We start from the raw sequence: 11,971 nt of genomic DNA on the forward strand, positions 1-11,971 counted from the left end.
TTGCTCTCGTGGCCGGCCGCGCCCTTCGCGGCCGGGGTGATGAAGGTCAGGCGGTGCCGCGCTCGAGCTCCCACAACTGGAGGTCGGAGGAGGAGTTCAGCGTCCACTCGACGCCGTTGATGTCCGTCCGGGCGGCGACGTACTGCTTGCCCTGCCACAGCGGCAGCACCGGCACATCATTGGCGACGATGTCCTGCAGCTTGGTGAAGGGGGCGGATGCGGCGCTGCGGTCGGCCTCGCGGCGGGACTGCGGGATGAGCTGATCGCGCGCGGCGGTGCTCACATAGGGGGTGTTGAGGAAGTTGTCCTTGTCCAGGAACGGGGCGATGAAGTTGTCCGGGTCCGGGAAGTCGGGGAACCAGCCGAGGCCGTAGACGGCGTACTCGCCGCGCTTCTGGGCGGGCCGGAACTGCGCCCACTCGGTGCCCTTGACCGTGACGTCGAAGAGCGCGGTGGCGTTGAGCTGGTCACGCAGCGCCGCGAACTCCTTGGCCGTGCCGGATCCGTAGCGGTCGCTGGTGTAGTGCAGGGTGAGCTTCACCGGGGTGGTGATCCCGGCGTCGCCCAGGATGCCGGCGGCCTTCTTGCGGTCCGGCTCGCCGTACTTGTTGAAGAACGCGTTGGTGTGGCCGGTGATGCTCGACGGGACCAGCGAGTAGAGCGGCTGGGCGGTGGCACCGTAGACATTGCTCGCGATCCGGCCACGGTCGACGACGGAGGCCATGGCCTGACGGACCGCCTTGTCCTTCACGGACGGGTCCTTGGTGTTGAAGCCGAGGTAGCGGATCTCCAGGCCGGGCATCTCGCTGAGCTCGATGTCGTCCTTGGGGTGCTCGGCGAGGTCCTTGATCTGCTCCGGGGACATCACACGGGCCATCATGTCGATGTCACCGGACTCGAGCGCCGTACCCATGGAGTCGGCGTCGGGGTACGAGCGCAGCTCGACCTTGTCGTTGCGGACCTTCAGATCGCCCTTGTAAGCGGGGTTCTTGGTGAAGACCGCCCTGACGAGCTTCTCGCCGTCGGTCTGGGCCCTCATGGTGTACGGGCCGGAGCCGTCGATCTGGAAGCCGTCGCGGAGCTTCTTCCCGTCGTACGCGTCGCGGCTGAGGATGCCGGCGACGGGCGTGGAGAGCTTGTACGGGAACGTGGCGTCGGGCGTGCTGAGGTGGAAGACGATTTCCTTCTCGCCCTTGACCTCGATGGTGTCGATGTTGGAGAGAAGCGCGGCCGTACCGTTGTCGGACTTGATGTCGAGTACGCGTTCGATGGAGAACTTCACGTCCTGGGCGGTGACGGGCTTGCCGTTCGCGAACGTCAGGCCGTCACGGAGGGTGCAGCGGAAGCTCTCGCTCTCGGTGTCCGTGAATCCGCAGCGGGACGCGGCCTCGGGCACCGGCCGGCCGCCGCCGCGCGGGATGTGCATCAGTGTCTGTACGGTCTGACGCAGGACGTTCCAGGCGCCGGTGTCGTAGGCGTAGGCCGGGTCGAAGGGTGCGGGAGCATCGCCGGTCGCGACGAACTGGTCCGTGGTGCCCACGACTATGGCGTCGCCTCCGCCGGAGCCACCGGGCGTGCTGCCACAGGCGGCGAGTGCGGGGGCGAGCAGGCCGATCACGGCCGGCAGCACCAGAGTCCTGCGGTTCATCCTGGACGTTCTCCCTCAATCCCTCACTGGGATACAGCGGTGTTACGGGACACTCCGCCGCACCGCCCGTTCGGGGCGGTGCGATGGGGCCGGGATACAGAGCGATCGGTGCGGCTGCCGCGGCGACTTGGGTGGTCTCCGAGGCGCATCGTTGCTGCGGCGAAGTTCTCGCGACGAGATTAGTGGGCCGCGCCATGAACGCCGGACCGGGCCGAAGTTGAGGCGTAAACGCCTGGCGATCAGGCATGGCGGGATGTCGATATTCACGCGCCGGAATGATTCGTACACATCCGCACCAATCCGGACACAAGGGCACGCCCGAAGCACCCCAGACCGGGCCCTGACGGCCTGGACCGGGCTATTTATGCAATGCACCGAGTGGCGATGAGTGACGAACGTCACGCCGATGCGTGGTTACGGAAAATACACGGGCTGCTGCCGAGAGTTTCCGGCGTTATTCGCATACACGCTCGGTGAATACGTCAGTTCATTCGAGTGATCAATGTACGCAGAAACGACAGGTCGACTTCCTCGAGCGAACCGACGACGATCCGGCCGTCGGCGGGCGCGATCGGTGCGACGGAAGGGACCGCGACGACCCGGCAGCCGGCCGCCTCGGCGGCGGCCACACCCGTGGCGGTGTCCTCGATGACGGCGCATCTGGCGGGTTCGGCTCCCAGCCCCCGGGCCGCCAGGAGGTACGGGTCGGGGTGCGGCTTCGTACGGACCACCTCGTCGCCCGCGACGGTGAGTGCGAAGCGGTCGCGTCCGAGGGAGGCCAGGACCCGGTCGATGATGCGCCGGTGGGAGGCGGAGACGAGGGCGGTGGGTACGTTGTGCGCGGCCAGCTCGGCGAGCAGCCGCTCGGCGCCCGGCATCAGCGGCACTCCGCGGCCGATGCGGTTCTCGAAGCGTTCGTTGAGCAGCACGGTCAGTTCGGCGAGGGTGATGTCCGCCCCGGTCGCCTCGATGAGGTAGCCCGCGCTGCGGGTCATCGGACCGCCGACCACCACGTCGCGCCAGGCCTCGTCCAGGTCGTGGCCGAGGTCCGCGAAGACCTCCACCTCGGCGTCCCACCAGAAGCCCTCGGTGTCCACGAGGGTGCCGTCCATGTCGAGGAACACCGCCTGCAGGGCGGAGCCCCCGGCCGTGCGGGTCAAGGACGCGGGGACCGTACTGGTCATCCGGCACACCTCCGTGAGGGAAGAGAAGGCCGGCCGCCCTCCCGGTGGAGGGAGGACGACCGGCCTGCACTGGACCGACCAGTGTACGACGCTCGCCGCCGAAGTGCGCGGCACGCCACCCGGGGGCGACCTGAGGGGTCCCTGCAGGGCCCTGTCGGGCGATGCTGTGCCTCCCGGGGGGAACCCCCGGACTCCCGCAGCCCGGACCTCCGGACCCCGGCTGCCCGGACCCCGGCAGCGCCCCTATCGGGCGTTGAAGTACTTCGCCTCGGGGTGGTGGATGACGATCGCGTCGGTCGACTGCTCGGGGTGGAGCTGGAACTCCTCGGAGAGCTTGACGCCGATCCGCTCGGGTTCGAGCAGCTCCGCGATCTTCGCTCGGTCCTCCAGATCCGGGCACGCTCCGTAACCGAGGGAGAAGCGGGCGCCCCGGTACTTCAGCGCGAACATGTCCTCGACGTCCGCCGGGTCCTCGGCGGCGAACCCGAGCTCGGCGCGGACCCGGGCGTGCCAGTACTCGGCGAGCGCCTCGGCCAGCTGGACGGAGAGTCCGTGGAGTTCGAGGTAGTCGCGGTACGAGTCGGACGCGAAGAGCTTGGCCGTGGCGTCGCCGATCTTCGAGCCGACGGTGACGACCTGCAGCCCGACGACATCGGTCTCGCCGGACTCCTCCGGGCGGAAGAAGTCGGCCAGGCACAGCCGGCGGCCGCGCCGCTGACGCGGGAAGGTGAAGCGGGTGCGCTCGGAGCCGTCGTCGTTGAGCAGGATCAGGTCGTCACCCTTGGACACGCAGGGGAAGTAGCCGTAGACGACGGCCGCCTCCAGCATGTTCTGGGTGTGCAGCTGGTCCAGCCAGCCGCGCAGCCGCGGACGGCCCTCGGTCTCCACCAGCTCCTCGTAGCTGGGGCCGTCGCCGGTACGGGCCTGCTTGAGGCCCCACTGGCCCTTGAACAGCGCGCCCTCGTCGAGCCAGGAGGCGTACTCCTTGAGCGGGATGCCCTTGACGACCCGGGTGCCCCAGAAGGGCGGCTCGGGGACGCGGTTGTCGGTGGCGACGTCGGAGCGTACGGCTCCTTCGGTGACGCCCTCGTCGACGACCGCGGCCGTCGTGGCCCGGACCCGGCGCTGCTTGAGCTCGGGAAGCGCGGCGCCGGGGACGCCGCGCTTGACCGCGATCAGGGCGTCCATCAGGCGCAGGCCCTCGAACGCGTCGCGGGCGTAGCGGACCTCGCCCTCGTAGATCTCGTGCAGGTCCTGCTCGACGTAGGCGCGGGTGAGGGCCGCGCCGCCGAGGATCACCGGGTACTCGGCCGCCAGCTTGCGCTGGTTCAGCTCCTCCAGGTTCTCCTTCATGATCACGGTGGACTTCACCAGGAGGCCGGACATGCCGATGACATCGGCCCTGTGCTCCTCGGCGGCTTCCAGGATCGCGGAGACGGGCTGCTTGATGCCCAGGTTGACGACGTTGTAGCCGTTGTTGGAGAGGATGATGTCCACGAGGTTCTTGCCGATGTCGTGGACGTCGCCGCGGACGGTGGCGAGCACGATCGTGCCCTTGCCCTCGGCGTCCGACTTCTCCATGTGCGGTTCCAGGTAGGCCACCGCGGACTTCATGACCTCGGCGGACTGCAGGACGAACGGCAGCTGCATCTGGCCGGAGCCGAACAGCTCACCGACGACCTTCATGCCCTCCAGGAGGGTGTCGTTGACGATGTCGAGCGCGGGCCGCTCCTGGAGTGCCTCGTCGAGGTCGGCCTCCAGGCCGTTCTTCTCACCGTCGATGATGCGGCGCTGAAGGCGCTCCTCCAGCGGCAGGGCGAGGAGTTCCTCGGCCTTGCCGGCCTTCAGCGACTTGGTGTTGACGCCCTCGAACAGCTCCATGAGCTTCTGGAGCGGGTCGTAGCCCTCGGCGCGACGGTCGTAGATCAGGTCCAGGGCGGTGGTGACCTGCTCGTCGTCGAAGCGGGCGATCGGGAGGATCTTGCTCGCGTGCACGATCGCCGAGTCGAGGCCCGCCTTCACGCATTCGTCGAGGAAGACGGAGTTGAGCAGAATGCGGGCGGCCGGGTTGAGGCCGAAGGAGATGTTGGACAGGCCCAGGGTGGTCTGCACCTCGGGATGGCGGCGCTTGAGCTCGCGGATGGCCTCGATCGTGGCGATGCCGTCCTTGCGGGACTCCTCCTGACCGGTGCAGATGGTGAAGGTCAGCGTGTCGATGAGGATGTCGGACTCGTGGATGCCCCAGTTGGTGGTGAGGTCCGTGATGATCCGCTCGGCGATGGCGACCTTGTTCTCGACGGTGCGGGCCTGGCCCTCCTCGTCGATCGTGAGCGCGATGAGAGCGGCGCCGTGCTCCTGCGCCAGCCGGGTGACCTTCGCGAACCGGGACTCCGGCCCGTCGCCGTCCTCGTAGTTGACCGAGTTGATCACGGCACGGCCGCCGAGCTTCTCCAGGCCGGCGCGGATGACATCGACCTCGGTCGAGTCCAGCACGATGGGGAGCGTGGACGCGGTCGCGAAACGGCCGGCCAGCTCCTCCATGTCGGCGACGCCGTCGCGGCCGACGTAGTCGACGCAGAGGTCGAGCATGTGGGCGCCTTCGCGGATCTGGTCGCGGGCCATCTCCACACAGTCGTCCCAGCGGCCCTCCAGCATGGCCTCGCGGAACTTCTTCGAGCCGTTGGCGTTCGTCCGCTCGCCGATCGCCATGTACGACGTGTCCTGGCGGAACGGCACGGTCTGGTAGAGCGAGGCGGCGCCCGGCTCGGGTCGCGGCTCGCGCCGGGTCGGGGCGAGGTCACGGACGCGCTCGACGACCTCGCGCAGATGCTCCGGGGTCGTACCGCAGCAGCCGCCGACCAGGGAGAGTCCGTATTCGCGGACGAAGGTCTCCTGGGCGTCGGCCAGCTCGGTGGCGGAGAGCGGGTAGTGCGCCCCGTCCTTCCCGAGCACCGGCAGACCGGCGTTCGGCATGCAGGAGAGCGGGATGCGGGAATGGCGGGCGAGGTAGCGCAGGTGCTCGCTCATCTCGGCCGGGCCGGTGGCGCAGTTCAGCCCGATCATGTCGATGCCGAGCGGCTCCAGGGCGGTGAGGGCCGCGCCGATCTCGGAGCCGAGGAGCATGGTGCCGGTGGTCTCGACGGTGACCGAGCAGATCAGCGGCAGGTTCGTGCCGGTGGCGTCCAGGGCTCGGCGGGCACCGATGATCGAGGCCTTGGTCTGCAGCAGATCCTGGGTGGTCTCGACGAGCAGCGCGTCGGCACCGCCCGCGATCATGCCTTCGGCGTTCTGCTGGTAGGCGTCGCGCAGCGTGGTGTACGGGGCGTGGCCGAGGGTGGGCAGCTTGGTGCCGGGGCCCATGGAGCCGAGCACCCAGCGCTGCTGTCCCGAGGAGGCGGTGTACTCGTCGGCGACCTCACGGGCGATACGGGCGCCGGCCTCGGACAGCTCGTACACCCGCTCGGGGATGTCGTACTCCCCCAGCGCGGCGAAGTTCGCTCCGAAGGTGTTGGTCTCGACGCAGTCGACGCCGACCTCGAAGTAGGCGGAGTGGACCGAGCGGACGATGTCCGGGCGGGTCACATTGAGGATCTCGTTGCAGCCCTCGAGGTTCTGGAAGTCGTCGAGGGTGGGGTCCTGCGCCTGGAGCATCGTGCCCATCGCCCCGTCGGCGACGACCACACGGGTGGCCAGCGCCGCGCGGAGGGCGTCGGCGCGGGTCCTGCCGTCAGTGGACGTACCACTGCCTGCGGACGTAGCACTGCCTGCGGAAGTCGGGCTGTCGGCGGAAGGGGTCGGCAACGAGGCCATGGATGTGCTCCCTGGGATGCGACGGCTGTCGGCTTTGCGGCTTCCTGTGGAAGGCGCACTCGGTCAGCGTAGCCGGGCACGGTCGCGCACGGCGGCCCGGTCCAGGGGGTGGACTCCGTGTGGTCCCGGTGATGACCGGGTGCGCAGCGTCTTGACACACTGTTCCGGCAGTAACGCTGATTCGGTATCGGCCGATAGTGTTCAGCATTGTCGAACGATGTCGGGGAGAAGGGCCGCAACGATGGCGAAGAACATCCAGTCACTTGAACGGGCGGCGGCGATGCTGCGACTGCTCGCGGGTGGCGAGCGCCGTCTCGGGCTGTCCGACATCGCATCCTCGCTGGACCTGGCCAAGGGCACGGCCCACGGCATCCTGCGCACCCTCCAGGCCGAGGGCTTCGTCGAGCAGGACCCGGCTTCGGGCCGCTACCAGCTGGGGGCGGAGCTGCTGCGCCTCGGCAACAGCTATCTGGACGTGCACGAGCTGCGGGCCCGTGCACTGGTCTGGACGGACGACCTGGCCCGCTCCAGCGGTGAGAGCGTCCATCTGGGCGTGCTGCACCAGCACGGCGTGCTCATCGTCCACCACGTCTTCCGGCCGGACGACAGCCGGCAGGTGCTGGAGGTCGGCGCCATGCAGCCACTGCACTCGACGGCGCTGGGGAAGGTGCTGGCGGCGTACGACCCGGTGGCGCACACCGAGGCCCTGGAGGTCGACCGGACGGCGTTCACGCCGCGCACACTGACCACCCTCAAGGACTTCGAAAGCGTGCTGGCCCTGACCCGGGCGCGGGGCTGGGGCGCCGACGTGGAGGAAACCTGGGAGGGCGTCGCCGCGGTGGCCGCACCCATCCACGACCGGCGCCGGATGCCGGTCGGCGCGGTGGCCATCACGGGCGCCGTCGAGCGGGTCTGCGCGGGCGAAGAGCTGCGGTCCGACCTGATCGCGGCGGTACGGGACTGTGCCCGCGCGGTCTCCAGGGACCTGGGCGCCGGTCGGTTCTGACGTTCACGGCGGGCGATTCCGCCCGTTCCGGCGCACCATCGATAACGAAACGGGTTTCAGCCACACAACCCTTGACGTCGCATTAACCAGAGGGCAAAACTGCCGTTCATCGGTCGGCATTGTCGAACACCTACCGGCAATAAGCGCTAGAGTGTGGCAACGCCAAGGGCCGGCATCGCTCTCACCCCCGAGGGCGCGGACCACGGAGGGACCCGTTGGTTCGCCTTCCCCTGGACGAAGGACAAAGGAGTCGCGGGTGTCCAGCTCCGACATCTTCATCGGCGAGATCATTGGTACCGCCGTACTCATCCTGCTCGGCGCCGGCGTTGTCGCCGCCGTCGTACTCAAGCGCTCGAAGGCACAGAACGCCGGCTGGGTCGCCATCACCTTCGGGTGGGGCTTCGCAGTCATGACCGCGGTCTACATCGCGGGCCCCCTGTCCGGTGCGCACCTCAACCCCGCGGTCACGCTGGGTATCGCCATCACCAGCGGGGACTGGAGCAACGTTCCCGTCCAGGTGGCGGGCGAGCTGATCGGCGCCATGATCGGTGCCTTCCTGGCCTGGGTCGCCTACTACGGACAGTTCAAGGCCCATCTGACGGACCCGGAGATCATCTCCGCGCCGCCGCACGAGGAAGGCCTGGTCACCGAGGAGGCCGCCCCGAAGGCGGGCCCCGTGCTCGGCATCTTCTCCACCGGCCCGGAGATCCGTAGCGTCTGGCAGAACCTCGCCACCGAGATCATCGGCACCCTCGTGCTGGTCCTGGCCGTACTCACCCAGGGCCTCAACGACGGCGGCAAGGGCCTCAGCATCCTCGGCGGACTCATCGTCTCCTTCGTCGTCGTCGGCATCGGCCTCTCCCTGGGCGGCCCGACCGGATACGCCATCAACCCGGCCCGTGACCTGGGTCCGCGCATCGTGCACGCCCTGCTCCCGCTGCCGAACAAGGGAGGCTCCGACTGGGGGTACTCCTGGATCCCCGTCGTGGGACCGCTGATCGGCGCCGCCCTTGCCGCGGGTATCTACCAGATCGCGTTCGCCTGAGCCGCACGTCCTTCCCTCAGACTTTCAGGAGCACACCGTGACCGACGCACACACCGCCGGCCCCTTCATCGCAGCCATCGACCAGGGCACCACCTCTTCCCGCTGCATCGTCTTCGACAAGGACGGCCGGATCGTCGCCGTCGACCAGAAGGAGCACGAGCAGATCTTCCCGAAGCCGGGCTGGGTCGAGCACAACGCCGCAGAGATCTGGACCAATGTCCAGGAGGTCGTCGCCGGCGCCATCAACAAGGCGGGCATCACCGCCGCCGACGTCAAGGCCGTCGGCATCACCAACCAGCGCGAGACCACTCTCCTCTGGGACAAGAACACCGGTGAGCCCGTCCACAACGCCATCGTCTGGCAGGACACCCGCACCGACGCGCTCTGCAAGGAACTCGGCCGCAACGTCGGCCAGGACCGCTTCCGCCGCGAGACCGGCCTGCCGCTGGCGAGCTACTTCTCCGGCCCGAAGGTCCGCTGGCTGCTGGACAACGTCGAGGGCCTGCGTGAGCGCGCCGAGCGCGGCGAGATCCTCTTCGGCACCATGGACTCCTGGGTCATCTGGAACCTCACGGGCGGGGTCGACGGCGGCCACCACGTCACCGACGTCACCAACGCCTCGCGCACCATGCTGATGAACCTCCACACCATGGAGTGGGACGAGAAGATCGCCCAGTCCATGGAGGTCCCCATGGAGGTGCTGCCGGAGATCCGCTCGTCCGCCGAGGTGTACGGCCACGTCAAGGGCGGCGTCCTGGACGGCATCCCGGTCGCCTCCGCGCTGGGTGACCAGCAGGCCGCACTGTTCGGCCAGACGTGTTTCGCCGAGGGCGAGGCGAAGTCCACGTACGGCACCGGCACCTTCCTGCTGATGAACACCGGCGACAAGATCATCAACTCCTACTCGGGGCTGATCACCACCGTCGGGTACAAGATCGGCGACCAGGCACCGGTGTACTCGCTGGAGGGCTCCATCGCCGTCACCGGCGCGCTCGTCCAGTGGATGCGCGACCAGATGGGCCTGATCAACTCCGCTCCCGAGATCGAGACGCTCGCCGCGTCCGTCGAGGACAACGGAGGCGCGTACTTCGTCCCGGCCTTCTCCGGTCTCTTCGCCCCGTACTGGCGCTCCGACGCCCGCGGTGTGATCGCCGGACTCACCCGGTACGTCACCAAGGCGCACATCGCGCGCGCCGTTCTCGAGGCGACGGCCTGGCAGACCCGTGAGATCACGGACGCCATGACCAAGGACTCCGGTGTCGAGCTGACCGCGCTCAAGGTCGACGGCGGAATGACATCCAACAACCTGCTGATGCAGACCCTCTCTGACTTCCTGGACGCCCCCGTGGTGCGCCCGATGGTCGCCGAGACGACCTGCCTCGGCGCCGCCTACGCCGCCGGCCTGGCCGTCGGCTTCTGGCCGGACACCGACGCTCTTCGCGCCAACTGGCGCCGGGCCGCCGAGTGGACCCCCCACATGGATGCCGACAAGCGTGAGCGCGAGTACAAGGACTGGCTCAAGGCCGTCGAACGGACCATGGGCTGGATCGAGCACGACGAGAGCTGATTGGAGCTATCGACAATGACCACCCTGCAGAGCGTCCCCGCCCTGGGGACGCACCCGGCCTCCGGTTCCCTGCCGAGCCGCGCCGAGACCCGGGAGCAACTTTCCAAGGCGACATACGACCTCCTGGTGATCGGCGGCGGCATCCTGGGCATCTCCACTGCCTGGCATGCCGCGCAGGCCGGGCTGCGGGTGGCGCTGGTGGACGCCGGCGACTTCGCCGGCGCCACCTCCTCCGCCTCCTCCAAGCTGCTCCACGGCGGTCTGCGCTATCTGCAGACCGGCGCGGTGAAGCTGGTCGCGGAGAACCACTTCGAGCGGCGTGCGGTCTCCCGTCAGGTGGCCCCCCACCTGGCCAACCCGCTCACCTTCTATCTGCCGGTCTACAAGGGCGGACCGCACGGCGCTGCCAAGCTCGGCGCGGGAGTCTTCGCCTACTCGGCGCTCTCCGCGTTCGGCGACGGCGTCGGTCACGTCATATCCGCGGCGAAGGCACAGCGTGATGTGCCCGAGCTGCGTACGGAGAATCTGAAGGCCGTCGCCGTGTACGGCGACGACCAGATGAACGACTCCCGGATGGCGCTGATGACGGTCCGCGCGGCCGTCGAGGCGGGCGCTGCCGTCCTCAACCACGCCGAGGTCACCGGGCTCCGCTTCACCAAGGGCAGGGTGACGGGCGCGGAGCTCAAGGACCGTACGGACGGCACCGAGTTCGGTGTCAGCGCCCGGCTCGTGCTCAACGCGACCGGCCCGTGGGTGGATCACCTGCGGAAGATGGAGGACCCGAACGCGGCACCCTCCATCCGGCTGTCCAAGGGCGCGCACCTGGTGCTGAAGCGCACCTCCCCGTGGAAGGCCGCCCTCGCGACCCCCATCGACAAGTACCGCATCACCTTCGCCCTCCCCTGGGAGGACATGCTGCTGCTCGGTACGACCGACGAGGAGTACGAGGGCGACCCGGCGGATGTCGCGGTCAACGAGAAGGACATCACCCAGATCCTGGACGAGGCCGCCTTCTCCATCCGCGACCAGCAGCTGTCCCGCGATCTGATCACGTACTCGTTCGCGGGTCTGCGGGTGCTGCCGGGCGGTCCCGGCGACACCTCGAAGGCAAAGCGCGAGACGGTCGTCACCGAGGGCCGCGGCGGCATGCTGTCCGTGGCCGGCGGCAAGTGGACGACCTTCCGCCACATCGGCCGTACGGTGATGAACAAGCTGGCCGAGCTGCCCGGCCGGCCGCTCGCCGACGACATGGAGCCGATCTCGCAGCTGCCGAAGAAGCTCCCGCTGCCGGGCATCGCCAACCCGCGGGCGGTGGCCCACCGTCTGCTGGTGGACGGTCCCGCACCCGGCCCCCGCATGGCCGCGGACACCGCGCGCCACCTGGCCACGCACTACGGCTCGCTGTCCTTCGACATCGCACGGCTGGCGAACGACAACCCCGAGCTGGCCGAGCGCATCCACCCGGACGCCCCCGAGATCTGGGCGCAGGTCGTCTACGCGCGCGACCACGAGTGGGCCGAGACGGCGGACGACGTGCTGCGCCGCCGTACAACCCTGACGATCCGGGGGCTGGACACGGAGGACGTCCGGGCCAGGGTCAAGGACCTGCTGAACGGCAAGTAGCCGTAGGGCGGGGCGCATTCGAGGGGCGGCTGCCGCGAGGGAGCCGCCCCTCATTCCTGTCATCGCCCCTCATTCCTGTCATCGCCCC

The 11,971-nt window shown here is 68.8% G+C and carries 7 protein-coding genes; 4 read left to right on the plus strand and 3 right to left on the minus strand.

The window, feature by feature from the left end; all coding sequences use genetic code 11:
* Window positions 1-46: 46 nt before the first annotated feature.
* From AC0699_RS01420 to metH, 3 genes are all read right to left on the minus strand, one after another.
* Window positions 47-1,648 (minus strand): ABC transporter substrate-binding protein, encoded by a 1,602-nt coding sequence (locus AC0699_RS01420; protein ID WP_478654223.1) that lies wholly within the window; start codon window positions 1,646-1,648, stop codon window positions 47-49.
* A 482-nt stretch (window positions 1,649-2,130) separates the two neighbouring features.
* Entirely contained in the window at window positions 2,131-2,832 is a 702-nt protein-coding gene (locus AC0699_RS01425) for an HAD family hydrolase (protein ID WP_478654225.1), read from the minus strand.
* Window positions 2,833-3,075: 243 nt separating this feature from the next.
* Entirely contained in the window at window positions 3,076-6,642 is a 3,567-nt protein-coding gene (gene metH, locus AC0699_RS01430; protein ID WP_478654228.1) for a methionine synthase, read from the minus strand.
* Between the two features lie 241 nt (window positions 6,643-6,883).
* Between metH and AC0699_RS01435 the strand changes: the two genes are divergently transcribed.
* The 4 genes from AC0699_RS01435 to AC0699_RS01450 all read left to right on the plus strand — a co-directional run bounded on the left by AC0699_RS01435 (window position 6,884) and on the right by AC0699_RS01450 (window position 11,883).
* On the plus strand, window positions 6,884-7,648 hold the full coding sequence (locus AC0699_RS01435; protein WP_478654230.1) for an IclR family transcriptional regulator: 765 nt from the start codon (window positions 6,884-6,886) through the stop codon (window positions 7,646-7,648).
* Window positions 7,649-7,904: 256 nt separating this feature from the next.
* Window positions 7,905-8,693, plus strand: coding sequence for an MIP/aquaporin family protein (locus tag AC0699_RS01440; protein ID WP_478654232.1), 789 nt, complete (start codon window positions 7,905-7,907; stop codon window positions 8,691-8,693).
* Between the two features lie 37 nt (window positions 8,694-8,730).
* A complete protein-coding gene (gene glpK, locus AC0699_RS01445) occupies window positions 8,731-10,260 on the plus strand; it encodes a glycerol kinase GlpK (protein WP_478654235.1) in 1,530 nt (509 codons plus the stop codon).
* A gap of 15 nt (window positions 10,261-10,275) precedes the next feature.
* Complete coding sequence (locus AC0699_RS01450; RefSeq protein WP_478654237.1) at window positions 10,276-11,883, plus strand: glycerol-3-phosphate dehydrogenase/oxidase; 1,608 nt, start codon at window positions 10,276-10,278, stop codon at window positions 11,881-11,883.
* The last annotated feature ends 88 nt before the right edge of the window (window positions 11,884-11,971 follow it).

The organism is Streptomyces sp. NPDC043870, from assembly GCF_056435785.1.

What these genes read in the sequence shown, in the direction of transcription:
- AC0699_RS01420 (WP_478654223.1), bottom strand. Translation starts at nt 1,648, where the DNA reads ATGAACCGCAGGACTCTGGTGCTGCCGGCCGTGATCGGCCTGCTCGCC.
- AC0699_RS01425 (WP_478654225.1), bottom strand. Translation starts at nt 2,832, where the DNA reads ATGACCAGTACGGTCCCCGCGTCCTTGACCCGCACGGCCGGGGGCTCC.
- metH (WP_478654228.1), bottom strand. Translation starts at nt 6,642, where the DNA reads ATGGCCTCGTTGCCGACCCCTTCCGCCGACAGCCCGACTTCCGCAGGC.
- AC0699_RS01435 (WP_478654230.1), top strand. Translation starts at nt 6,884, where the DNA reads ATGGCGAAGAACATCCAGTCACTTGAACGGGCGGCGGCGATGCTGCGA.
- AC0699_RS01450 (WP_478654237.1), top strand. Translation starts at nt 10,276, where the DNA reads ATGACCACCCTGCAGAGCGTCCCCGCCCTGGGGACGCACCCGGCCTCC.